18 protein-coding genes and 2 riboswitches are annotated in these 24,158 nt (G+C 73.2%); of the genes, 4 read left to right on the forward strand and 14 right to left on the reverse strand.

Annotated features, from left to right (window positions below):
- Positions 1-2: 2 nt before the first annotated feature.
- The 4 genes from nadC to FRCN3DRAFT_RS51125 all read right to left on the reverse strand — a co-directional run bounded on the left by nadC (position 3) and on the right by FRCN3DRAFT_RS51125 (position 6,916).
- The gene (gene nadC / locus FRCN3DRAFT_RS0207235; RefSeq protein ID WP_007511073.1) at positions 3-977 is read right to left on the reverse strand and encodes a carboxylating nicotinate-nucleotide diphosphorylase; all 975 of its coding nucleotides are present in this window, start codon (positions 975-977) and stop codon (positions 3-5) included.
- Positions 974-2,704, reverse strand: a complete 1,731-nt coding sequence (locus tag FRCN3DRAFT_RS0207240; RefSeq protein ID WP_035926763.1) for an L-aspartate oxidase — start codon at positions 2,702-2,704, stop codon at positions 974-976. The genes nadC and FRCN3DRAFT_RS0207240 overlap by 4 nt, the downstream gene beginning before the upstream one ends.
- A gap of 131 nt (positions 2,705-2,835) precedes the next feature.
- Complete coding sequence (gene panC, locus FRCN3DRAFT_RS0207245) at positions 2,836-3,717, reverse strand: pantoate--beta-alanine ligase (RefSeq protein WP_035924447.1); 882 nt, start codon at positions 3,715-3,717, stop codon at positions 2,836-2,838.
- A 646-nt stretch (positions 3,718-4,363) separates the two neighbouring features.
- The gene (locus tag FRCN3DRAFT_RS51125; RefSeq protein WP_007511067.1) at positions 4,364-6,916 is read right to left on the reverse strand and encodes an MMPL family transporter; all 2,553 of its coding nucleotides are present in this window, start codon (positions 6,914-6,916) and stop codon (positions 4,364-4,366) included.
- Between the two features lie 548 nt (positions 6,917-7,464).
- Here FRCN3DRAFT_RS51125 and FRCN3DRAFT_RS0207255 point away from each other — a divergent pair.
- Positions 7,465-8,880, forward strand: a complete 1,416-nt coding sequence (locus FRCN3DRAFT_RS0207255; RefSeq protein ID WP_007511065.1) for a hypothetical protein — start codon at positions 7,465-7,467, stop codon at positions 8,878-8,880.
- A 43-nt stretch (positions 8,881-8,923) separates the two neighbouring features.
- Here FRCN3DRAFT_RS0207255 and FRCN3DRAFT_RS0207260 read toward each other — a convergent pair whose 3' ends face one another.
- From FRCN3DRAFT_RS0207260 to fbaA, 10 genes are all read right to left on the reverse strand, one after another.
- Positions 8,924-9,835, reverse strand: a complete 912-nt coding sequence (locus tag FRCN3DRAFT_RS0207260) for a phosphoribosylaminoimidazolesuccinocarboxamide synthase (RefSeq protein ID WP_007511063.1) — start codon at positions 9,833-9,835, stop codon at positions 8,924-8,926.
- 29 nt (positions 9,836-9,864) lie between these two features.
- Positions 9,865-11,172 (reverse strand): adenylosuccinate lyase, encoded by a 1,308-nt coding sequence (gene purB / locus FRCN3DRAFT_RS0207265; RefSeq protein WP_007511061.1) that lies wholly within the window; start codon positions 11,170-11,172, stop codon positions 9,865-9,867.
- Complete coding sequence (gene purE, locus FRCN3DRAFT_RS0207270; RefSeq protein WP_035924450.1) at positions 11,169-11,717, reverse strand: 5-(carboxyamino)imidazole ribonucleotide mutase; 549 nt, start codon at positions 11,715-11,717, stop codon at positions 11,169-11,171. Before purE ends, purB begins: the two co-directional genes overlap by 4 nt.
- 105 nt (positions 11,718-11,822) lie before the next feature.
- Positions 11,823-13,118: a phosphoribosylamine--glycine ligase gene (gene purD, locus FRCN3DRAFT_RS0207275; protein ID WP_007511057.1), complete on the reverse strand. Its 1,296-nt coding sequence runs from the start codon at positions 13,116-13,118 to the stop codon at positions 11,823-11,825.
- 233 nt (positions 13,119-13,351) lie between these two features.
- Positions 13,352-14,272 (reverse strand): hypothetical protein, encoded by a 921-nt coding sequence (locus FRCN3DRAFT_RS0207280; protein ID WP_007511055.1) that lies wholly within the window; start codon positions 14,270-14,272, stop codon positions 13,352-13,354.
- A gap of 130 nt (positions 14,273-14,402) precedes the next feature.
- Entirely contained in the window at positions 14,403-15,686 is a 1,284-nt protein-coding gene (locus FRCN3DRAFT_RS0207285; protein ID WP_007511053.1) for an adenylosuccinate synthase, read from the reverse strand.
- 100 nt (positions 15,687-15,786) lie between these two features.
- Complete coding sequence (locus FRCN3DRAFT_RS0207290; RefSeq protein WP_035924454.1) at positions 15,787-16,215, reverse strand: DUF3151 domain-containing protein; 429 nt, start codon at positions 16,213-16,215, stop codon at positions 15,787-15,789.
- Positions 16,216-16,282: 67 nt separating this feature from the next.
- Complete coding sequence (locus FRCN3DRAFT_RS0207295) at positions 16,283-17,032, reverse strand: transglycosylase family protein (protein WP_007511049.1); 750 nt, start codon at positions 17,030-17,032, stop codon at positions 16,283-16,285.
- Between the two features lies 1 nt (position 17,033).
- Positions 17,034-17,212, reverse strand: a riboswitch (cyclic di-AMP (ydaO/yuaA leader).
- 638 nt (positions 17,213-17,850) lie between these two features.
- Positions 17,851-18,540 (reverse strand): transglycosylase family protein, encoded by a 690-nt coding sequence (locus FRCN3DRAFT_RS0207300; RefSeq protein WP_035926767.1) that lies wholly within the window; start codon positions 18,538-18,540, stop codon positions 17,851-17,853.
- A 142-nt stretch (positions 18,541-18,682) separates the two neighbouring features.
- A riboswitch (cyclic di-AMP (ydaO/yuaA leader) is annotated at positions 18,683-18,909 on the reverse strand.
- Positions 18,910-19,947: 1,038 nt separating this feature from the next.
- On the reverse strand, positions 19,948-20,976 hold the full coding sequence (gene fbaA, locus FRCN3DRAFT_RS0207305; protein WP_007511044.1) for a class II fructose-bisphosphate aldolase: 1,029 nt from the start codon (positions 20,974-20,976) through the stop codon (positions 19,948-19,950).
- A 306-nt stretch (positions 20,977-21,282) separates the two neighbouring features.
- Here fbaA and FRCN3DRAFT_RS43140 point away from each other — a divergent pair, with 306 nt between their 5' ends.
- The 3 genes from FRCN3DRAFT_RS43140 to FRCN3DRAFT_RS0207320 all read left to right on the forward strand — a co-directional run bounded on the left by FRCN3DRAFT_RS43140 (position 21,283) and on the right by FRCN3DRAFT_RS0207320 (position 24,014).
- Positions 21,283-22,038 (forward strand): DedA family protein, encoded by a 756-nt coding sequence (locus FRCN3DRAFT_RS43140; protein ID WP_232793958.1) that lies wholly within the window; start codon positions 21,283-21,285, stop codon positions 22,036-22,038.
- 201 nt (positions 22,039-22,239) lie between these two features.
- A complete protein-coding gene (locus FRCN3DRAFT_RS0207315; RefSeq protein ID WP_007511040.1) occupies positions 22,240-23,475 on the forward strand; it encodes an NAD-dependent epimerase/dehydratase family protein in 1,236 nt (411 codons plus the stop codon).
- Complete coding sequence (locus FRCN3DRAFT_RS0207320) at positions 23,472-24,014, forward strand: GNAT family N-acetyltransferase (RefSeq protein WP_007511038.1); 543 nt, start codon at positions 23,472-23,474, stop codon at positions 24,012-24,014. The genes FRCN3DRAFT_RS0207315 and FRCN3DRAFT_RS0207320 overlap by 4 nt, the downstream gene beginning before the upstream one ends.
- The last annotated feature ends 144 nt before the right edge of the window (positions 24,015-24,158 follow it).

Below are 24,158 nucleotides of genomic sequence, written 5' to 3' on the forward strand. Positions count from 1 at the left end.
TCCTACTCGTCGCCGGTGTCGAGGGTGAGGTCCAGGCCCAGGTCGAGCGCGGTGACCGAGTGGGTGAGGGCACCGACGGCGAGATAGTCGACGCCGGTGGCCGCCACCTCGGCGGCGACCGCGAGAGTAAGGCCGCCGCTGGCCTCCAGCCGGACACCGGCCGGCCTGGCCAGCGCCACCGCCGCCCGCAGCTCGTTGGTGCTCATGTTGTCGCACAGGATCAGGTCCGCGCCAGCCTCGACCGCCTCGGCGACCTGCTCGACGGTGTCGCACTCGACCTCGACCGGCAGATCCGGGAAGGCGCGGCGCACGGCGGCGAACGCGGCCGGCACCCCGCCGGCGGCGACCACGTGGTTGTCCTTGACCAGCGCCGCGTCCACCAGCGACATCCGGTGGTTCACACCGCCGCCGGCCCGCACCGCGTACTTCTCCAGCGCGCGCAGCCCCGGCAGGGTCTTGCGGGTGTCCCGCACGGCGGCCCCCGTCCCCGCGACCGCGTCGACCCAGGTCCTCGTCGCCGTCGCCACCCCGGACAGGTGGCACAGCAGGTTCAGCGCGGTGCGTTCGGCCGTGAGCAGGCCGCGCACCGGACCGCGCACCCGCAGCACCTCGCCCCCGGGCTCGACCCGGTCGCCGTCCGCCGCGGTCAGCGTGACCTCGACGCCCTCACCGACGACGGCCTCGAACACGGCCGCGGCCACGGGGAGTCCCGCCACCACGCCACGCGCGCGAGAGACGATTCGGCCGGTGGCCACCAGGTCCGCGGGCACGGTGGCGGCCGACGTGACGTCCACGCCCAGCCCGCTCGCGGCCGGCAGGTCCTCGGCGAGCGCCCGGGACAGCACGTCGGCGACGGCCGCGGGCTCGAGGCCCGCGGCGGTCAGGGCCGACGCGGACGCGCCCGACAGCCCGAGGGCGAGCCGGAGCGCCGCGCTGGGGGTGGTGGGGGCGTGGGTCGCGGCCGTGCTGGGGCTCACGGTGCCACCTCTCCTTCGGCTCCGTCGGCGGGGCTCGCCTCTCCGGCGAGGTTGCCAGCGCCGGCCGCAGCCGGCTCGAACGCGACGCCGAGCGCCCCGTCCGGGTCCAGCCGGACCAGCAGATGCCCGCGCCAGTCGTCGTCCGCGTCGGCGAAGTCCTCGCGCCAGTGCGAACCGCGGGTCTCCGTGCGTGCCGTCGCCGCGGCGACCAGCGCCGTCGCCACGGTCCGCAGGTTGCTCATCTCCCACGCGTCCGGGCCCGCGGTGACGGTCGAGCCGGTCACCCGCACGTCGCCGATGGCGGCGAGCGCCTTCGTGGCGGCCAGCAGGCTCGGCGCGGAACGCAGCACCCCGGCGCCGTCGGTCATCACCCGGGCGAGGTCGCCCCGCTCGGCGGGGTCCGCGAGCCCGGCGGAGCCGCGCTCGACCACCGCCAGCGCCGGCTCGCCCGGGGAGGGCAGCCCGCCGGCCAGGTCGTCGGCTATCCGCGCCGCGAAGACCAGGCCCTCGAGCAGGCTGTTCGACGCCAGCCGGTTCGCGCCGTGCACGCCCGTGCAGGCCACCTCGCCGCAGGCGTAGAGGCCGGGCACGCTGGTGCGGCCCCAGGTGTCGGTGCGCACCCCGCCACTGGCGTAGTGGGCCGCCGGCGCCACCGGGATCGGCTGGGTGACCGGGTCCACACCCTGGGCGCGGCACTGGGCGGTGATGGTCGGGAACCGGCGCAGGATCGTCTCCTCGCCGAGATGCCGGGCGTCCAGGTAGAGGTGGTCGACGCCCTGGGCGGCCATCACCCGCGACATCTGCTTCGCGACCACGTCCCGCGGCGCGAGGTCGGCCAGCGGGTGCACGCCGGGCATCACCCGCTCGCCGGCCGCGTCCACGAGGACGGCGCCCTCGCCGCGCATCGCCTCGCTCACCAGCGGCCGCTGGCCGACGGCGTGCGGCCCCGTGCCGGGAGCCCAGAACGCCGTGGGGTGGAACTGGACGAACTCCAGGTCGGTGACCACCGCGCCCGCGCGCAGCGCGAGCGCCACCCCGTCGCCGGTGGAGACCGGCGGGTTCGTCGTCGACGCGAAGATCTGGCCCATGCCGCCGGTCGCGAGGATCACCGCGTGCGCGATGACGGCTCCGACCCCGTCGCGGCTACCCTCGCCCAGGACGTGCAGGGTCGCGCCGGCGGCCCGGCCGTCCGCGTCGGTGAGCAGGTCGAGGACGAGGGCGTGCTCGATGACCTCGACGGCCTCGTCGGCGCGCAGCGCCGCGATCAGCGCGCGCTCCACCTCCAGCCCGGTGGCGTCACCGCCCGCGTGCACGATCCGGTCGCGCAGGTGGCCACCCTCCCGCGTGAGCGAGAGCTCGCCGGTGGACGTGCGGTCGAACTGGGCGCCGAGCGCGGCCAGCTCGCGGACCCTGGCCGGGCCCTCGTCGACCAGCACCCGCACCGCCGCCGGGTCGCACAGGCCGACGCCCGCGACCAGCGTGTCGCGCAGGTGGTCGTCGGGCGAGTCCTCGGCGGCGAGGGCGGCGGCGATCCCGCCCTGCGCCCAGCGGGTGGAGCCCATGTCCAGCAGGGCCTTGGTGACCAGCAGCACCCGGCTGGCCGGCAGCGCCGCGCGCACCCTCAGCACCGCGGACAGGCCCGCCACACCCGAGCCGATCACCACCACGTCGGCGTGCCTGGTCCAGCCGGCCCGCGGCGCGCCGAGCCGCGCGGGCAGCACCGGCAGCGGGGGCAGGCCGGCCGGTGACGCCAGGGACAAGGGCCGCCGGGTGCGCGAAGGAGAAACATTTTCGCGCACCCTTTGGCCCGCCTGGGTGTGCGGCGCCGACGCCGCGGGCGAACGGGTGCTGGTCATGGTCAGGCCTCTGGTTCGGCGGCGGGTGGGAGGGTGAGCTCGACGTTGTCGATCAGGCGGGTGGCGCCCACCCTGGCCGCCACGAGCAGCAGGGCGGGCCCGGTCGTGGCCTGGCCGAGGTCGTCGGGACTGGCGAGGACGAGGTAGTCGACCTCGATGCCTGGCTCGGCCGCGAGCACCGCGCGCGCGGCGGCGACGACCGCGTCCGGGCCGGCGGCGGCGGCCGCGAGGCCGGCCGCCAGCGCCCGGGAGAGCGCGAGCGCCGAGGACCGCTGGGCGGTGGTCAGGTAGGCGTTGCGGCTGGACAGCGCGAGCCCGTCCGGCTCGCGGACGGTCGGCACGCCGACGATCCGCACTCCGAAGGCCAGGTCCGCTGCCATCCGGCGGATGCAGACCAGCTGCTGGGCGTCCTTGCGGCCGAAGAACGCCAGGTCCGGCCGGACGAGGTGCAGCAGCGTCGCGACGACCGTGAGGACGCCGTCGAAGTGCCCCGGCCGGCTCGCCCCCTCCAGCATGTCGCCGAGCGGCCCGGCACCCACGGTCACCAGCGGTGCCGGGTCGTGCACCACCGACGGCGCGAACACGACGTCCACACCCTCCCGGGCGCACACCTCGAGGTCGGCCGCCAGGGTGCGCGGGTAACGGTCGAGGTCCTCGTGCGGCCCGAACTGCAGCGGGTTGACGAAGATCGTGACGACGACCTGCTCGGCCTCCCGGCGGGCCGCGCGGATGAGGGTGGCATGCCCCTCGTGCAGCGCGCCCATGGTCATCACCACCGCCCGGCGCCCGGCCGGCGGGGCGAGCAGCGCGGCCAGCTCCGCGCGGGTGCTGGCGAGGGCGGGCCGAGTCCTTGCGTCGGGATCGGCGAGCGGGGTACGGGGCATCTGGCCGTTCCAGTCCTCGAGTGCGGTACCGGACGTCGCGGACGACTGTAACCCCTGCGCAACCCCCATGGGGGTCCGCTGTGACCCACGCAGGAAGGGGCCAGGCCGGTGAGGTGGCGTCGTGTCCCGCCTTGATGTCGCTCGGACTTCGCGGTCGGCGGCTGCGGCGTCGCGTCGTCTACGTACGGTGACAAAGTGCGTACGGCCGAGCGGGCCGGTGACTGCTCTATCCAGCCGGCCGGATAGATGGCCCGGGGCGTGCCGTAAGCAGTCCAGCGTCGCCGTCGCCGGGCGCCCGTACCCGAGTGGAAATCGGGTCAGCTCACCGAGCCTATGGGCTCGGCCATGTAACACACCTCCGGGGCGCTGTCGTGAGGTGTGTCAGCTCACCGAGCCCATGGGCTCGGTGAGCTGACACGGTTCGGGTGATGGTGGAGCTGGAGGCGGTGTCGGGGCAGGGGATGCGGCCGCGGATCGAGCAGGCGAGGCCGACATGCTGTTCACCCGCTCCGCTCCGAAGGCTTGATCAGGAGCCAGGTGGCGCGGATCTCGCGCGCGGGACACAGCTGTGCCCACCCTGCCGCGGGGGACGGCAGGGCGGGCACAGGATCGGTGTGGCTAGCCAAGTGTGGCTAGCTGGGCGCGGTTAGCTGGTGTGCGAGTGGGCTCGGAGGCTCCTTGGCTGCTGGGTGGGGAGAACCGTCGCGGGGGTCTCGCCCGCGTCGGGGCCGGCCGCGGGGGTGGAGCCGGCCTTGGGGCGCCAGACGCGGTCGCCGAGCAGGGTGAGCATGGCGGGCATCAGCAGGACCCGGATGACGGTCGCGTCGATGAGGATCGCCGAGCCGAGGCCGATGCCCAGCTGCTTCATGCTGACCTGGGACAGCGTCGCGAAGATCGAGAAGACCGCGACCATGATGACCGCCGCGCTGGTGACCACGCCGGCGCTGCGGCGCAGGCCGGCGAGCGCCGCCGACCGCATGTCCAGCCCCGCCTCGCGGGCCTCGCGGACCCGGGAGAGCAGGAACACCTGGTAGTCCATCGACAGGCCGAACAGGATCACGAACAGCATCAGCGGCATCCAGTTGGCGATGCTGCCGGTGGCCGTGAAGTTCAGCAGGCTGTCCGCCCAGTGGTGCTGGAAGATCAGCACCAGCAGGCCGTAGGCCGCGCCGACGGAGAGCAGGTTCAGGCCCACCGCGAGGGCCGCGACCGTGGCGCTGCGGAACGCCGTCAGCAGCAGCCCGAAGGCCAGCAGCAGCACGAACCCGATCACCAGCGGGGTACGCCCGCCGAGCTGGTCGTTGAAGTCCAGCGAGCCGGCGGCCAGGCCGCTGACGTCGGCGCGCGCGCCGGGGATCTTCTCGATCGTCGAGGGCACCAGGTCGTCGCGCAGCGTGTGGACCGCGTCCATCGACGCGTCGTCGGTGCCGCCGCCGGCGATCGGCATGAGCACGCGGGCGACGGTCTTGTCGGCGCTGATGTCGACGACGACGGGCTCGAAGCCGACCTTGGCCGCGACGGCCTTGGACCGCAGGTCGTCGATCGCGGCGGTGACGGGCGCCGAGGTGACGTCGGGTGCGGACACCACGATCACCGCGGGCGTGGGCCCGCCGGGGAAGGCGGCGGTCAGCCGCTGGTAGGTCTTCATGACCGGGATGTCCTTGGGCAGGTCGTCGAGCCCCTGCTCGGCGGTGTGCATGCCCAGCGTCGGGAGGGCGAGCAGGATCAGCAGGCCGCCGGTCACGGTCGCGACGATGCCGGGGTGGCGCATCAGCCGGTCGAGCAGGCGGACCCGGCCGTTCTTCCCGGCCGCCTCGAGGAGCGCGGCCCGCTCGGCCCGCTCCACGCGCTCGGCGTGCTCGGCGGCGACGGCCGCGCCGAGGACCTCGGTCATGGCCGCGTCCGCGATCTCGCCGGCCTGGCGCTTCGAGTGCCGCGCGGTGCGGCGCGCCGCCCGCCGGGCCCGCCGGGAGCGGGGCGCGTCCGGCGCCGCCGGGCGCTTCCACGGCAGCCGGCCGAGCTCGACCCGGTCACCGAGCAGGGACAGCAGCGCGGGCAGCACGGTGACCGAGCCGAGCAGCGCGACCAGGACGACGATCATCGTGCCGACCGCGATCCCGGTGAAGACGCTCATCCCGGTGATCATCAGGCCGGCCAGCGACACGGCGACGGTCAGGCCGGAGACCAGCACGGTGTGGCCGGAGGTCTCGGACGCGATCGCCAGCGCCCGCTCGGGGCCGTGGCCCTTGGCGCGCTCCTCGCGCTCGCGGCGGATGTAGAACAGCGCGTAGTCGACGCCGACGGCGAGGCCGATCAGCAGCATGACCGATGTCGCGATCTCGTTGGTCGGCATCAGGTGGCTGACGAACGCGACGACGCCGAGCGTGCCGATGAACGCGGTCATCGCCAGCGCCACCGGGATCAGCGCGGCGATCAGCGCGCCGAACACGATCAGCAGGATGGCGATGGTCACCGGGATCGCGGACCACTCGGCCCGCTGGAAGTCGTTGCCCATCGTCTCGTCGAGGGCCTTGTCGGCGCTCGCCTGGCCGAACTGCTCGACCGTGAGCCCGCTGTGGGCGGCGGCGACCGAGGCGACGGTGTCCATGACCGGCTCGATCCGGTCGGCCGCGGTGTCGGGGTCCCCGGTGAGCTCGAAGGTCACCAGCACGGACCGGCCGTCCGCGGAGACCAGACCGCTGTCCTCGGTGGCACCCTGCGCGGGGATCGGGGCGCGCACGTCGGTCACCTCACCGGTGGCCGCGATCCGCGCGATGACATCGGCGACCGTCGCGCGGACCTGCGGGTCGGCCAGCTGGCCGCCGGCCGGCGCGGTAGGAAGCTGGATGAGGACGTTCTCGCTGTCGCGGTCGACGAAGCCGGCGTCGCGCAGCGTCTGCTCCGCGCGGCCGCTCTCGCCGAGGCTCATGTCCTCGTCCTTGAGGGTCTTCGTGCCGATCATGTTGCCAATCATGATCACGGCGACGACGGCGAGCAGCCAGCCGGCGACGGCGAACTTGCGGTGCCGCACGCTCCAGCGCGCGGCCCTGGCGGCGAGGTGGTTGGCGTGACCGTCGGCGGTGACGCGGCCCGCGTTGCCGTTCGGCCGGCGGGCGGCCCCGGCGGCGGAGCGCGCCGGGGCCTGGGCGGAGTGATCGGCCCGATGGCCGTCGGGGTGGTGGGGAGCGCGACTGGGCATGGGTCAACGGTCCCGGAACGGGCGGGCAAGGTCACTGGAGTGAACCGCCGGCCCTGGGGTCAGGCCAGCCTGTGGGCCATGGTGGGTCACCACCGCCGGCCGGGGTGGGGCCAGCCCCACCCTGACGCGGTGCGGCGCGGGTGCCGCCGTCCTTTGCCGGGCCCGTGACCAGGACTTCCACCCGTGCCCGCGGCGTTCCCGCGGCAGGCGCGAAAACTGGCGTCCGCGGGGCACGCCGGCCGTCATCCGCTGGCGCCAGGCGTCCCGGGTGGATGTCGGAACGCCGACAGGCGGCCGACGGTCTCGTCTCCGTAACGGCCGAGCCGCGCGGGTCGATCCCTGCGAAGATCGACCCTTGTGGAGGCTGCCGAGTAGTCGCCGAGCAAAGCTCCTGTCCGGCAATGCACGGGCCGGGCCTAAAGTGCCTCTCCGGCGGCGATAAACCAGGCCCGGAGCCGGTGGGGCGGTGAACGCGACTGGTCCGACGGTAGGTACAGTTACGTAAGGTACAATTTCTGTACTTGTCAGGTGGGGGTGCCTGGGAATCCGTGACAAAAACCGCGACTGTCTTCCGCTGGAACGACTTCCCGCGGCGCGACCGCCTCTGGCTCGGCATCGAGAGCACATTCGCGGTCGCGACCGGCCCGGCCGAGATGCCGTCGGTCGAGGCCGCCCGAACCGTGATCCGGCAACTCGCGACGATCGACCCGTCCAGCCGGTTCACGCGTCGCATCGATGCCGCCAGGGGGGCCCGTGTTCCTGTTCCGCTCAGGCAGCGCGAACGGTTCCTGTCGGCCGTCGTCGTCGACCTCGACGACAGCCCGGCCGCCATTGGCGAGCCCGTCGAGGATTCCGGCCCACTGCTGGCCCGTCTGGCCGAGCTCTGCGAGGAGGGTCTCGGTGACCTTCCGTTCCGGATCTTCGTCGGCCAGCGCTGCTCGTTCCTCATGTTCTCCCACCTCCTCGGCGACTACACCTGCCTGAAGTTCTGGGCCGGCGTGCTGCGCCACGCGCTGGAGGGCAGCCGTCCGACCGACCTGGTGGGTGGCGGGACGCGGTACCCGCTACCCCGTGCCCTGCGTGAGACCTACGGCCGCCGGCCGGCCCTGCTCAGGGATCTCGCGGCGTCGATGCGTGAACGGCACGAGGTCCCCGCCGGCCGGCTTGGTTTCCTGGGTGGCGAGCTCCCGGGTGGCAAGCAGCTCGAGCTCGGCGAGTTCCCGGGTGGCGAGCAGCTCGAGCTCGGTAAGCGGCTGCCAGCCCAGGCCGCGGCGGGGCCGCGCCCGGCGGCGGGCGGCGTGGGCAGGCTGCTCCAGCGTTCCCGGCCGGGTTACCTGGCCACGCTGCGCGCGTGGCGGGACCTGCACGCCCCTGGCGTGTCCGTGAACAGCGTGCTGTTCGCGGCGACCATGGCCGCGATGGACGCGGCTGGGCTCGGCAGCGCCGACGACGGCATCCACCTGCCCTGCGACCTGCGGCGCTATCTGCGGGTCGGCGCTCCGACGTTCGGCAACTTCGTGGAACGCCTGACCATCTGGCCGGACGATCCGACGTCACCGGAGTCGTTCGGAGCGGAGCTACGCCGGGCGACCGAGCTGGGCCAGCCGCTGGCCAGGCAGGCCTTCCAGATCGCGAAGTCCTGGCTGCCTCGACCGCGCCCCCAGGCCGCCGCGCCGCCGGCCGCACCCGACGTGCGGCCGTGGCTGGTCAGCTGGGGCCGGGAGCCCGAGCTGGAACGTCTGCGGTGGCTCGCCCCGCCGGAGGAGCGCTTCTTCGCCAACGCGCGCTCCGGGGGCAAGGACGAAGGCATCTCCTTCATCTACCTGGAACTCGCGGGCGTGCTGCACGTGCGGGCGCAGTTCGACGAGCGCCGCTACGACCCGGTGCTGGTGAACGAGGCGTTGAACCTCCTGTGCACCGACCCGATCAAGGTGCTGAACGGCCAATCCGGCCAGCGGGCCTGACCGGGTCGGTGACGGTCCTTCGCCCAGGAGGACGACGGCTGGCTCAGGACGTCGACAGGTAGTCGTCGAACGAGATGCCGGTGAGGCGCTCGTACGCCTCGACGTAGCGCGCCCTCGTCGACACGACGACGTCGGCCGGCAGCTCGGGGGCCGGAGTGTCACGGTCCCAGCCTGAGTTGACCAGGTAGTCCCGGATGAACTGCTTGTCGAACGACGGCTGGGCCCCGCCCGGCGACCACAGGTCCGCCGGCCAGAAGCGGGACGAGTCCGGGGTGAGCACCTCGTCGCCGAGCCGCAGCACGCCGGCCGAGTCGTGGCCGAACTCGAACTTCGTGTCGGCGAGCAGGATCCCGCGCTCCGCGGCGAGGTCGCTCGCCCGGCCGAAGATCTGCAGGGTGAGCTTCTCCAGCTCGGTGGCGAGCTCGCCACCGACCCGGTCCGCCGCGTCGGCCCGGCTGATGTTCTCGTCGTGCTCGCCGATGGGCGCCTTCGTCGACGGGGTGTAGATCGGGTGCGGCAGCTTCGAGCCGTCGACGAGGCCCTCGGGCAGCGGGTGGCCGCTGACGGCGCCGGTGCGCTGGTAGTCCTTGAGCCCGCTGCCGGTCAGGTAGCCGCGAGCGACACATTCGATCATGGCCATGTCCAGCCGATGGCACAGCATCGACCGGCCGCGCAGCTGCTCCCGGTAGGGAGTGAGCTCGGCCGGGTACTCGTCGACGTTCGAGCTGATGACGTGCGACGGAACGAGATCGGCGAGCTGGTCGAACCACCACAGCGTCAGGCCAGTCAGCACCGCGCCCTTGTCGGGGATCTCGGTCGGCAGGATGACGTCGAACGCGGAGATCCGGTCGCTCGCGACCAGCAGGACCGCGTCATCTCCCACGGCGAACAGCTCGCGGACCTTACCCGAGCCCAGGTGCGTCAGCCCGGCGAACTCCTCGTGCGTAAGCGGCATGATTTCTCCAGGTTCCTAGCTCAACGCCGTCAGCTCAGCGCCGCGAGTCGGTCAAAAACAGGTCCCAGCCGCTCGACATAGCGTTCGGGCCGGCTGACCTCGTCGAGACGGCTCTCGTCGAGGGGCAGGCCGCGATCGGCGGCATGCTTGCGCAGCGTCTCCCGGAACGGGACGCCGGTCTGCCAGGTCTCCATCGCGGCGGCCTGGGTGATGACGTAGGCGTCCTCCCGGGACAGGCCGGTCTCGACCAGTTCCAGCAGGACGGCGGAGGTGTAGACCAGCCCGCCGGTGGCGTCGAGGTTCCCGCGCATCCGGTCAACGTCGACGACCAGGCCGGTCACCAGCCGGGTCGTCAGGTTCAGCAGGTAGTCGGCGCCGGCGGCCGCGTCCGGCAGCGCGATCCGTTCCGTCGAGGAGTGCGAGATGTCCCGCTCGTGCCACAGCGGCACGCCCTCGAGGACGGGGACGTACTGGGCCCGCACGATCCGGGCGAGCCCCGCGATCCGTTCGGACATGATCGGGTTCTTCTTGTGGGGCATCGCGGACGAGCCCTTCTGGCCCTTGCCGAAGGGCTCGGACAGCTCGCGCACCTCGGTGCGCTGCCCGTGCCGGACCTCCAGCGCCACCGCCTCGCACAGTGTGGCGATACCGGCCAGCGCCGCCACCCAGCTCGCGATGCCGTCGCGCAGCACGACCTGGGTCGCGACCGGCGCGGGGGCCAGGCCCAGCCTCTCGGCGACGTGGCGCTCCACGTCCGGGTCGATGTTCGAGTACGTCCCCACCGCCCCGGAGATCTTGGCGATGGCGACGTCGGCGCGGGCGGCACGCAGCCGGTCGCGGCAGCGCGCGACGCCGAACGCCAGGTCCGCGACCCGGTGGCCGAAGACCGTCGGCTCGCCGTGGATGCCGTGGGTGCGCCCGACCCGCAGCGTGGACCGATGGGCGAGCCCCAGGTCGCGCAGCGCCGCGACCAGGGTGTCCGCCTTGGCGAGCAGGAGGTCGGTCGCCTCGACCAGCTGAAGCGCGAGCGCCGTGTCGAGCAGGTCGGACGACGTCATTCCGAAGTGGACGTAGGCGGCCGCCGAGCGCGGCTCGGTCTGGTCGGCCCAGGCGGTGAGAAACGCGATCACGTCGTGCTGGGTGACGGCCTCGATCTCGGCGACCGCCGCCGGCGTCGGTGCCGGCGCCGCGCGCACCGGCTCGACCGCGTCGGCGGGGATGCGCCCGGCGGCGGCGTGCGCCTCCATGGCGAGCACCTCGACCTTGCACCACAGCTCGTACTTGTACGCCTCCGACCAGACCCGGCCCATCTCGGGCAGGGTGTAACGCTCGATCATGCCGACACGCCGGCGGGCGCCGCGGCGGCCGCCGTCACGCGGGCGAGCCCGTCCGCCGCCGCGCGCTCGAAGTCGTCCTTGTAGGTGGCGAGCTTGCCGGCGAGCTCCTGGTCGGCCAGGGCCAGGATCTGGACGGCGAGCACGGCCGCGTTGGTGGCGTTGTTCAGGCCGACGGTGGCCACCGCGACGCCCGGCGGCATCTGGGCGATGGCGAGCATCGAGTCCATCCCGTCGAGCGCGCCCCCGGAGATCGGGACGCCGATCACCGGCAGCGTGGTGAGCGCGGCGACGGTGCCCGGCAGCGCGGCGGCGAGCCCGGCGCCGGCGATGACCACCTGGATGCCTCGGCCGCGCAGGCCCTCCACCCAGTCGGCCAGCGTGCGGGGCGCGCGATGGGCCGAGAGCACGGCCTCCTCGTGGGCGACGCCGAACCGCGCGAGGGTCGCGCCGGCCTTGCTCATCGTCTGCGCGTCCGACGCCGACCCGTACACAACCGCGACCCGCGGGCGGGCGGAGGGGGACTCGGGGGTGTTGTTGCTGCTCACTTCGCTCCTCGTCGTCGGGGAGGACTCCGGCTCTACCACCGGCAGGTGCTCCTGGGGCGCCCCTACTGCTCGGGGCGGTGACCGCCTGGCCAGCCTCGCTGGACGCTAGCCAGCCTCGCCAGACCCGCCGGCCGAGCCGGCGCGGCGGACGTCCGCGGCGTGGCGCAGCCGCGACGGGTCACCGATGTCGGTGCGGTACTGGGCGCCGGCCAGCGAGATCCGGCTGACGGCCTCGTACGCCGATCCTCGCGCGGACTCGAGGTTGGAACCGATCGCCGTGACGGACAACACTCGGCCGCCGGCCGAGACCACTCGTCCGTCCGCGTCGCGTCTCGTCCCGGCGTGCAGGACGTCCACCCCGGTGAGCTTCCCGGCGGCTTCGAGGCCGCGGATCGGGTCGCCGAGCCGGGGGGTGCCCGGGTAACCGGCGGCGGCCACCACCACGGTGACCGCCGCACCCGACCGCCAGACCGGCGGGCGGCGGCCCGTCAGCACGTCGGTCAGCGGCGTGCTGAGCAGCGCGAGGATCGCCTGCGTCTCCGGGTCGCCGAACCGGGCGTTGAACTCGACGACGCGCGGCCCGCGGGCGGTGAGCGCCAGACCCACGTAGAGCAGACCGGTGAACGGGGTGCCGCGCCGGGCCATCTCGGCGACCGTCGGGCGGACGACGGTGGTGACCACCTGGCCGGCGAGCCCGCGCGAGGCCCAGGGCAGCGGGGCGTAGGCGCCCATCCCGCCGGTGTTCGGACCGGTGTCACCGTCGCCGATCCGCTTGTGGTCCTGGGCCGGCAACAGCGGTGCCACGGCGCCGTCCTCGGTGACGACCGCGAACAGCGACACCTCCGGGCCGTCGAGGTACTCCTCGAGCACCACGCGGTCGTCCGGTCCGCGCAGGCAGTCGCGGACGGCCGCGACGGCGGCGTCGCGGTCCTCGGTGACCGTCACCCCCTTGCCGGCGGCCAGCCCGTCGTACTTGACGACGTACGGCGGGCCGAAGGTGTCCAGGTCGGCGAGCGCCGGCTCGATCTCGGCGTGGTCCCGGGCCGCGGCCGTCGGCACGCCCGCGGCCCGCATCACCTCCTTGGCGAACGTCTTGCTGCCCTCGAGGCGCGCCGCGGCGGCGGACGGTCCGAAGCACGGCAGGCCGCGGGCGCGCAGCTCGTCGGCGGCGCCGGCGACCAGGGGGACCTCCGGGCCGATGATCGTCAACTCGGCGCCGACGGACTCGGCGACGGCGGCCACCGCGTCCGGGTCGGCCACGTCGAGCGGGCGGCCCTCGGCGAGGTCGGCGATGCCGGCGTTGCCCGGCGCGCAGACGATCGAGCCGACGCGGGGGTCGCGGGCGAGCGCCCGGCACAGCGCGTGCTCCCGGCCGCCCGAGCCGATCACAAGGACCTTCATGCTCACGCAGCCACCTCTGGAGACACCCGGCCAGGCGGTCGTGGGCGTCGTACGCCGTGCGTCATCGGTCCGTCGGTCCTTTGCCTGTCGGGGGGCCGCTGCGGGCCGTCACCCCCGGAACCGGCGACACCGGTCGGCGGGGACCTTGGGCCCGGGCCGCACCATACCCGGAAACCGACCTGTCACCCGATTCCCCGACGCGCGCCTAAAGCCCGAGCCGGGCTCGGTGTGATTCAGAGCCCAACGCCGGCTCGCCACAGCAGCCTGGCCATGCCGTCTACCAGGTGGAGGGCGCAGCGGCGTGCGTCGACCTCGGCCATGCCCTCGACGATCGACGGCACGTCGACCGGCCAGACCCGGACCTGCCGGCCGAGCACGGTCAGCGGGGCCGGCAGGTCCCGGCCCTCGAACGTCCGGCCGCCCGGCTCGACGAACAGGTGCAGCGACCGGCCGGCCGACGGGAAGCTCTCACAGCGCCAGTAGAGCACCGGCCATGCCGCCGGCCGGTTCCTGCCGTGCCAGCGGCCGGGCGACCCGCCGCCCCGGGCGTGCTGGTCGCGGCGTTCGGTCCCCTGCGGAAGGTCCGCCGTCGAGTCGTCGGCCGCGCGCAGCGCCGCGCGCGGCCGGCCCTCGGCCCGGTGCCGAGCCCGCGCCAGCCGTGGCGCGTCCCGCACCACCCGCATCGTCACGGGCGCTACCAGCTCCGCCTCGGCACACAGCTTGAGGAACGCGGCCAGCTGCGCCTCGACGTGGGCGGCGACGGCCGCCGAGCGCTCCCTGCGCTCCGCCTCAGCCAGCCGGGCGCTGCGCACCCAGTGACTGCCGCGCAGCAGGACGTCGGTGAGGGCGTCGGGCAGCGCCTCGCCCGTCGGAGAGAACCCGACCGGCCAGGCGTCGGCGTCCACGTCCGCGCGGTAGCCCCCCGCCCGGACCTGCCAGAGCGGCTCCGCGGGGCCGGCGAGCACGGCGGCGCGGCGCCACAGGGCCTCGTCCCCACCGGGTGCCACCACCAGCGGGCCACCGGGACCGTCCTCGCCAGGCTGACCGTCGGCGGGCGCGGGCGGCACCATCGATGCGGGCCCGAAGCTGTTCTCCCTTCGCGCCTCCGGCGGTCCTGGAGTGGGCTGCGGTTCCTCGGACGGGCGGGCGACCACGTGATCAACCTCCCGGCGGCTGCGGGGCGTGACCAAGAAAGCGTCGCTCGTCACTGTCCGTAGCGCAAGTTGGTGGCCGCCGGGGGCCGGTGAACGTCCGAGGTTCGTGACCGTCAGAGGTACGTCAACGTCAGAGGAGGTCGCGCAGGACGAGTGTCTGGTCGCGGCCGGGGCCGACGCCGATCGCCGAGATCGGCGCGCCGGACATCTCCTCGAGCGCCTTGACGTAGTCACGCGCCTCGGGCGGGAGCTGGTCGAACGACGTGGCCCCCGAGATGTCCTCGTTCCAGCCGGGCAGCTCCTCGTAGATCGGCTTGGCGTGGTGGAACTCGGTCTGGGTCATCGGCATCTCGGACATCCGGGTGCCGCCGACGTCATACGCCACGCACACCGGCACCGTGTCGAAGCCGGACAGGACGTCCAGCTTGGTCAGGAACAGGTCGGTGAGCCCGTTGACCCGGACCGCGTAGCGGGCGATGACCGCGTCGTACCAGCCGGTGCGGCGGGCGCGGCCGGTCGTCACCCCGAACTCGCCGCCGACGCGGCGCAGCTCGTCGCCGACCTTGTCGTCCAGCTCGGTCGGGAACGGTCCCGATCCGACCCGGGTGGTGTAGGCCTTGATGATGCCGATCACCCGAGTGATCCGGGTCGGGCCGATGCCCGCGCCGGTGGCCGCGCCGCCCGCGGTCGGGTTCGACGAGGTGACGAACGGATAGGTGCCGTGGTCGACGTCGAGCAGGGTGCCCTGGGAACCCTCCAGCAGGACGACCTTGCCTGCGCGCAGCGCCGAGTCCAGCACGAGGCCGGTGTCCGCGATGTGCGGGCCGAGCTGCGCGGCGTACTCCAGGTACTCCTCGACCACCGCGTCGACCTCGATCTTGCGGCGGTTGTAGACCTTGGCGAGCACCTGGTTCTTCTCGCGCAGCGCCAGCTCCAGCTTCTGGCACAGGATGCCCGGGTCGAGCAGGTCCTGCACCCGGATGCCGGTGCGCGCGACCTTGTCGCCGTAGGCCGGGCCGATGCCGCGGCCGGTCGTGCCGATCCGGGCCTTGCCGAGGTAACGCTCGGTCACCCGGTCGAGGGCCCGGTGGTGCGGCATGATCAGATGGGCGTTCGCGCTGATCATCAGCCTGGAGGTGTCGATGCCGCGGGCGCGCAGACCGGCCATCTCCGCGAGCAGCACCCCCGGGTCGATCACCACACCATTCCCGATCACCGGGATGCAGTCCGCACGCAGGATCCCGCTGGGGATCAGGTGCAGGGCGTACTTCTCGTCGCCGATGACCACCGTATGGCCGGCATTGTTGCCGCCCTGGTAGCGCACGACGTAGTCGACGGCGCCGCCCAGAAGGTCGGTCGCCTTTCCCTTACCCTCGTCGCCCCACTGGGCTCCGATCAGGACAAGCGCAGGCACGGGGTGAGACTGTACCTAAGAACGAAGCCCCGCCTACCCCACCGATTGGCTGAGTGACGGCTCGGTGCCTGACTGTGCCTTCGACCCCGTGAGCCGATGATCAGTCGGCCTGGGTGAGCTGGCCAGGGGCGGTCGGGTCGCTGTCGAACAGGAACTTCCCGATCCGCTCGACCTCGGCGGTCTCGCCGATCGCGGCGGCGGCCTGCCCGAGGGCGGCCAGGGCGCGCAGGAATCCCTGGTTCGGTTCGTGCGACCAGGGGACCGGTCCGTGCCCGCGCCAGCCCGAGCGGCGCAGCGCGTCGAGGCCGCGGTGGTAGCCGGTGCGCGCGTAGGCGTACGCCTCGACTGGGCGCCCGCCGCCGAGGGCCTCCTCGGCCAACGCAGCCCACGCCGCGCTGGAGGTGGGGAACCGGGCGGCCACGCGGCTTGCGGCCTCACCCGCGGCGAGCGCCGCCGATGCGGGGTCGACCGGCAGCAGGGTGGCTGGTGGTCCGCCCATGAGATCGGGCCGTCCGGACGGAGTCGTCATGCCCCAACCGTAGACGGCGCGGCCCCCCGGCCACGGACCGGCCCGCGCGCGGCGTCCGAGCCGTGCGTCAGCCCTGGACGGTCGCCTTCCAGAGGTTCTCGCCGACGACGCCGGGCTCGCCGTCGCTGACCCCGGTCAGGTACGAGTAGAGCGCGGCGACGCCCTGCGACTGCGGGCCGAACTTGCCGTCGACGGTGAGCGAGAAGCTCTGGTCGCGCATCTGCTGCTGCCAGACGTAGGCGTCGGCGCGCACCTTGCCGCCGTCGGCCGTGGAGATCGTGCCGTGGAAGCCCGACTGCTGGACCTCGGAGCGGGCCCGGTCGAGCGTCATCGGAGGCTCGGCTGGCTGGACCGCCTGTTGGACCGAGCCGCTGGACGCGGACGACGAGACGCCGCCGACCGGCCCGTTGTTGGTCAGGCCAAGCTTCTTGGAGCAGGCCGGCCAGGGGGACCAGCCGCGGGAGTTGTAAAGCCGGTATGCCGCTTCGTCCTGAACGGCCGGGGCCGCCTCGCTCGGCAGGCCGGAGTAGCCGAGGCCCTGCCAGGTGCGCTTGTCGAACTGGTAGGCGCCGTAGAAGCCGTTGCCGGTGTTGATCGAGTAATTGCCGCCGGACTCGCACTGACGCAACCGGGCGAAGTCGTCCGGGGTGGCGGCGCCGGCCGGTATCGCGGTGACCGCGAGGCCGCTGCCCACGAGCGCCGTGACCGCGCCGGTGGTACGCAGCAGGCGGGCGGTCGACGACGGGCCCTGCGGGGCACGGTGCCGGCCTCCCGTCCTGGAGGCGGACCGGGCGTCACCGGACTGCTCAGACGGCATGTCGATCCCTTCCCTGCGCCTGCGGGGTGAGCTGTCGGGTTCGGGCTGGGAATGCCCGGCCGGTGTCACCTCGCGCGTCGCCCGCGGCGTCGCGCCCAGCTGACCGGCTTCACCCCGAGGACGTGACTGTCGTCCCGTCCGGAAGTGGGTCCCCCGCTCCTGCCCGAGCGGATCGTGCCCCGCGGCAGCGGGGCCATCTCCACACGCGGGTGGGGGCAGGACTCGGCGTCCGCCCGCGCGACTCACCCAGGTCGGATGAGTAGCACCGGACTGTAGCGAGTCGTCATCCTTCGCCGCAAACCGGGGTCACCCCAACGAAAGGGACGACCCCGGTTCGCGACTGTTCCGGCGGTGGCGCCAGCCACTCGCTGACGCCGCCCGACCGGCACGCCGGCCGGCGGCCACGCGATCATGATGAGGCTCGCGCGGCCTTCGACTCTGTGGCCGGCGCGACGGCACGGCGGCGAGGCAGCGACCGTCGTCGCCGCCAGATCCCCTCGCCCCACCGACCAACCGGCGGGCCAAGGCCGCACGCCTCCGACTGGCGGCCGGAGACGGGGTGGGAAAGGGGTCCCGTCGCCAGCGTGGGCAGCGGTCGGTGGGGGCCGATCGCGGCGAGGTTCCAGTGGCGGCGGGTCGACTGACCTCGCGGGGCCGGCCCGGGAGGGAGGATCCGGGCGGGTGGCCCAGGCCGAGGCTCCTGCCCGGGATCGGTGTCAGCCGATCCCCGGGAGTTCCGTCAACGACGGGCAATGGCAAAGCCCCGCGTGACGGGAGGCCTCGGCGAGAAGGTCAGCCGGGCGGTGACGCCTGACGGCTCAGGCGAAGGTGGCGGCCCAGGTCCTCTGGCCGACGACGCCGTCGACGGCCAGGCCCTTGGCCCGCTGCAGCGCGCGGGCGGCCTCGGCCGAACGCGGCCCGTAGTGCCCGTCGGCGGCGAGGGAATAGCCGATCTTGTTCATCTGGGCCTGCCAGGACTGGACGTCGGCGCGGTACTGGCCGGCCAGTGCCGTCGTGAAGGGCAGGTGCGCCGTGGTCGAGGAGATCGGCTGGGCCACGAGAGGCGCTCTGGGGGCCGACCGGGAGGCCTGGCCGGCGCCGGCGGAGCTCGCGCCCGGGGCGAGCTGGTCCGGACCCATCCCGCGGCCGCATTCCGGCCACTGGCCAAAGCCGGAGCGCTGCGCCAGCCGCAGCGCCGCCTCGTCCTGAACCGCCGGTGGCGCGGCACTCGGCAGCCCCGAATATCCGAGGCTCTGCCACGTCCTCACGGAGAACTGGTACGCGCCGTAGTATCCGTTGCCGGTATTGATGGAATAGTTTCCGCCCGACTCGCACTGGCGCAGTTCTGCCCAGGTGGAAGAGGCGTTCGCGGGTGTCGCGACGGCGAGTGTGCCGCCCACGGCCGCGGCGATGACGGGAACTGCCGCGAGGGACTTGCGTAGCCGGCGTGCCGGGGACGTGACGGCTCGCCGGGGTTCCCGGGAATTCCGGGGAGAAACCTGGCGGATCGGCCCCGCCGATTCGCCAGCTCGGGGGCTGACGGAGACGCGCACGCTCGTGGTGCCGTCTGGCGGACATTCGGCCACCGGCGGAACGAAACGACCGCCGGGCATGCGATGTCGACCAGGGGTACTTGATTCGGACATGCGTGATTGCCCTTCCCCACGCCTGCGAGGTGAGCTGTCGGGTTCGGGCTGGAAAGAGATTGCCCGGCCACGCGACATTTTCGGCTGTTGGGTTGACGCGCTCGGTTCGGCGCGTCAACGAGCACAGCGAAAGTCGGTCGGCTTCACCCCTAGGACGCCTGTTGAGGGCGAGGCTGGCGTGGCGCGCTTTTTGGCCACGCAGGCCGTCGCACTATTGAGCCTTTTCCGTCACCACTTCGGCTCCACGGGTCTCGTCGGTCCGATCAGGTTGGTGGAAAAGGCCGCTGCCCAGGATCTCTGGATCAGGCGTCCGGATTCGGTTCCCCCGTTCCTGCCGCTGGTTCAAAACTCGCCGGGCGGGGGCAGGATTCGGCGTGCCGCCCGTTGGGTGCCTGTCCTGTCGCCAGGCACGGCGAAGACCATAACCACATTCCTCGGCGTGGCGGCAAGCATTGAAATAGGCACGTGAAGAAGGCCACACCGGCGTGTCGCTGCTTGAAATGTGCCCGAAACGATGTTATCGCGCGCGTACGCGCGCTCATCTTTCCTACCCGGCTCCGCGGGCGGCGTTTTCTTGCTCTGCGTCGAGGATCTGCTAGCTGGCGGTTTCGTCCCACAAGGGGCCGGACCGTCCGAGCAGAGGGCCACACGCGGGTCTGGTTCCGTCCGCGTGTCGCGTCGAAAAATAAATCTACCATTCTGCCGTCCGAAGGGCACCTTCGATGCTTGCTCGGGCGAAATGCGATCCTCGCTACACCCGCCCCGAATCACCCGGTTCGTGCGCAGATGGTAGTCGAATGAGTGCTCATGGTTGACCATCGACAGATTCGACCCCTGTGGCGCACTGGCCAGGCGTGTCCGGTCGTGGTCCGCTTTCGGTGGCGCTAAGTAGTCCACTGTGCAACGGCGAGTAGTCAGTAGTGATGCTGACCGCTTTGCCCACCCACGGGTGGACCCGCCGCTCTGGTGGACCTGCCCGTCCGGTAGGCCCGCCCGTCCGGGTGGACCCGCCCGAACGGGCGATGGACCGGCCGGGGACAGCAAACGACCCGGGGCCGCCAAGTTGGCGACCCCGGGCCGAAGATCCGACGCCGAGCTAAATCTGGCTGGTGCCCCGGATCGGATGGATCTTGGTTTGGTGACGTTCAGCGGCAGGTGACCGCGCGGCGCGGAGGCGCGCCTCGCGGAGGCCCGGCCCACGAGCGAAGCGAAGTGGGCCGGGCCGCAGCGAGGTCGCCGGAGCGCCGTGCCCGGACGGAGCGAACCAAACTAAAGAGCCTGGCCGGCGCTGCGCAGGTCCTCGCAGGCCTGCGCGACCCGCTTGGCCATGTTCGCCTCGGCGGCCTTGCCCCAGGTGCGGGGGTCGTAGGACTTCTTGACGCCGACCTCGCCGTCGATCTTCAGGACGCCGTCGTAGTTCTTGAACATGTGGTCCGCCACCGGCCGGGTGAACGCGTACTGGGCGTCGGTGTCCACGTTCATCTTGACGACGCCGTAGTCCAGCGCCTCGCGGATCTCGGAGAGCTCCGAGCCGCTGCCGCCGTGGAAGACCAGGTTGAACGGCTTCGCGTCGGCGCCGAGCCCCAGCTTGGCGGCCACGTACTGCTGGCCGTCGCGCAGGATCGTCGGGCGTAGCTTGACGTTGCCCGGCTTGTAGACGCCGTGCACGTTGCCGAAGGTGGCCGCCAGCATGTACCGGCCCTTGTCGCCGGTGCCGAGCACCTCGGCGGTGCGCCACATGTCCTCGGGCGTGGTGTAGAGCTTCTCGTCGATCGCGCCGACGACCCCGTCCTCCTCGCCGCCGACGACGCCGATCTCCACCTCGAGCACGATGTTCGCGGCCTTGCAGTCGGCGAGCAGCTCCTCGGCGAGCTTGAGGTTCTCCTCCAGCGGCACCGCGGAACCGTCCCACATGTGCGACTGGAACAGCGGGTCGCGGCCGGCCTTCACCCGCTCCCTGGAGATGGCGACGAGCGGGCGCATGTAGGTGTCGAGCTTGTCCGCCGGGCAGTGGTCGGTGTGCAGGGCGATCTGCACCGGGTAGGCCTTGGCGACGTGGTGCGCGAACTCGGCCAGGGCCTCCGCGCCGAGCACCATGTTCTTGACGGTCGACCCGGACAGGTACTCGGCTCCCCCCGTGGACACCTGGAGGATTCCGTCGCTGCCCGCCTCGGCGAAGCCGCGCAGCGCGGCGTTCAGCGTCTGTGACGAGGTGACGTTGATGGCTGGGTAGGCGAAGGCGTTCGCCTTCGCCCGGTCGAGCATCTCGGCGTAGACGTCTGGGGTCGCGATGGGCATCGAAAGCTCCTGTCAAAGGCGTCGGGCCACCGAGCGGGCGGACGCGGCCGGGTTCGCCCGCCGGCGGCCGTCGCCCGCCGGCGGACCGGGCAGGGGTGGACGGCGCGCGCCGGGGTGTGCCGGGACCGCGCGTTGTGGGCTGTGTTGCGCGAAGGGTATGACGCGAGGCGGCTGTGAGGGAGCCCGTTGCCGCCGACATCGCCCGCGCCACTGGGACTCGTGACTACTTACCCTTCGATCCGTCATCTTCGCAGCGGCCGCGCCGATCGGGTATCACGGCGCGCGCCGCGAAGCGTCCGGCGACGGGTGCGCTCGGCGCCCCGTCAGACTGATGGCATGGATGTCGACCGTCTATCCGGCCTGACCCTGTATCTGACCGTCTTCGCGATCGTCTTCCTTGAGAGCGGCGTGCCGATCGGGTTCTGGCTGCCGGGAGACGCGATGTTGCTGGCGGCCGGGCTGCTGGCGGCGGATCCGACACACCGGGTGTCGCTGCCGCTACTTGCTGCCGGCGTGACCGTGATGGCGGTCGTGGGGGTCTGCGTGGGCTATGTGACCGGGTGGCGGCTCGGCCGGCCCTGGCTGGAACGTCGACACAAAAAGCTGCTTGACCGCACCGAGGAGTTCTACGGACGTTTCGGCCCGGTGACGCTGGTAGCGGCCCGATTCGTGCCTTGGGCGCGCACCTTCGCCCCGATCCTGGCGGGCGCGGTGCGGATGCCGTGGTCGCGCTTCCTGCTGGCGGCCGTGGTCGGCGCGGTGATCTGGGGTACCGGGCTGACCGCGCTGGGCTACGCGGCGGCGTCGGTGCCCGGGCTGAAGGAGTCGACTCCGTGGCTCGCGCCGTCCGTCGTGGTCGTCTCGGTCCTGGCCGGCCTGTTCGGTGAGCTGCTGCGGCGCCAGGTGGCCCGGCGCCGCGCGACGGTGGCCGGAAGCCCAGAGGAAGAGGAGACCGGGGGCGAGGGCGGGGGCCTCGTGAAGGAGAAAAGGAAAGAGAAGGAAGAGGAGAGGAAAGAGGAGCCGGTCGGGCTCGCGCCCGTCGAGGGCGGCGGCCTGTCGTAGGCCCGGGAGGCAGTCGTAGGTTCTGGAGGCGGCAGGTGGGTGGCCGTCGTCCATGTGGTGTGCCGGGCGCCGTGCGTGCTGAGATCCGGGTGTGCTGTCATGCTGCATGCTGGGACGTGATCTGGACTCCGGCCGTGAGGACCGCGTGCCAGCAGGATCAGAACGGTCTCGTCCGCGAGGTCACGGTCAGGAGGGCTGACGTTGGCTCGGGTGGTGGTCACCGGCGCCGCCGGGTTCGTCGGCGGGGCGATTGCCCATGCCCTGCGTGGTCGCGGGGATGAGGTGGTCGCGCTCGACGTGGCCCGCGGCCCTGGCGTGCGCACCGCGGACGTGAGCCGGCCAGGCGACTGGGAGAAGGAGTTCGCCGGCGCGGACCTGGTGGTCCACGCCGCGGCGGCCGGCATGGGCGGGGTCGGCGAGCTGCCGCCGATCCGCGGTGGCCGACCGCTCGGCAGCGCGCGCATTCCGCTGGCCCGGATGCGCCAGGTCCTGCTCGGCGGGACGGCCACGGTGCTCGACGCCGCCGCCCGCGCCGAGGTGCGCCGGGTCGTGCACCTGTCCTGCGTGTCGGCGCTCGGCCCGGACATCGCCGACGGCATCGACGAGACCGCGCCCGTCGGGCTGACCGGCGACCCGCGGGCCGACACCCTGGCCGCCGCGGAGCAGTCGGTGAGCGCGGCGACGGCGTCCGGCCTGTCGGCCACCGTGCTGCGCCTCGGGGACGCCTATGGCCCGCGGGCCGGCCGGTGGACGGTCTGGCCGGTGCTGCTGCTGCGTTCGGGCCGGTTCGTCCTCCTCGACGGTGGCACCGGGTGGCTCAACCCCGTCCACATCGACGACGTGGTGGCGGCCGTGATCTCGGCCGCGGACTCGCCGCGGGCGGCCGGCGAGATTCTGCACGTGACCGGGCCGGGGCCGTGCACGGTCGCCGAGTTCGTCGGCTACTACAGCCGGATGCTGGATCTGCCCGCACCGCGCTCAGTGCCCGCCCGGATGTACGGCGCGCTGGATGAGGCCACCGTGGCCGTCGGGCGTCTGCGCGGCCGGGTCGAGTCGCACCGCGTCCCGCGGCCGGGCTCCGCCGCCGCGCTCGCCGAGGCTGGCCGAGGCAGCCAGCCCGCCGGCGTCGCTGGGGAGCCCACCGGGGACGCCGGCGGCGGCCAGGCGTCCGTCCCGTCGGCCGGCTCCGCGGCCCTGGGGATCGTGCGCGGTCTCGGCGCCCGGCTGGTCGCCGGGGTCGACCCGCGCGGCCGGATGGACCTGGGTCCGCTCAGCGTGGCGGACGTGACCAGGACCGGGAGGTGCTCGGGCGAGCGGATCACCGCGTTGACCGGCTGGGGCCCGCGGGTCGAGCTGGCCGACGGTATGAGCCGCACCGAGGCCTGGCTGCGTGACCGCGGCCTGCTGGGCGTCCGCGAGCCTTCCCGGCGCGGGTGAGCGTGGGTGGCGACGGGCCGACGCTGACGACGCCGCGGCTGCAGGCGTTGCCGGTGACGGTGTGGAACGCGGGCTATGTCGCCGAGGAGCTGGCGCGCAAGGTCGCGCTCGCGGCGCGCCCGGCTCCGGGGCTCGGAGTCGGAGGGCTGTTCGCCGGCCCGGACGCGCGCGGGACGACCGAGCCGGCGGCGTTGCGCCGCGAGCTGCGCCACCGGACGGGTGCCGGCCGCGCCGCGCTGACCTGGGTGGTCCGCGACCACGGCGGCGTCGCCGTCGGGCTGCTCGGCGCCGACACCCGGGCGCACCGTGCGGCGGTCGCGGTGGTGATCGGCCCGGACGAACGCCGGCGCGGATACGGCGCCGAGATCGTCCGGGCGTTGGCGACCTGGCTGGAGGCGTCTCTTCTCGCTCTGGTGGAGACCCGAGTGCGCGCCGACGACGCGGCATCCGAACGACTGGCGATGGCAACGTCCTTTCAGCCCACCAGGGTCGTGCTCACCACCGGCTGGCGACTGTGGTGCCGCCCGCCGTCCCGCTGATCGGGCCGAGCCGCCATTACGGGGCGTAGCGGCGTGCCGGACGCTCGCGGCCCGCTCGTACCCCTCGTTCCCGGGGTGTGCCGCACCGCGAGAAGCCCGGTTCCCTGCGTCATTGCCGCAGCTCAACGCGGCGTTTCCGGATTG

Origin of the sequence: Pseudofrankia saprophytica (genome assembly GCF_000235425.2) — a bacterium.
GTDB lineage: Bacteria > Actinomycetota > Actinomycetes > Frankiales > Frankiaceae > Pseudofrankia > Pseudofrankia saprophytica.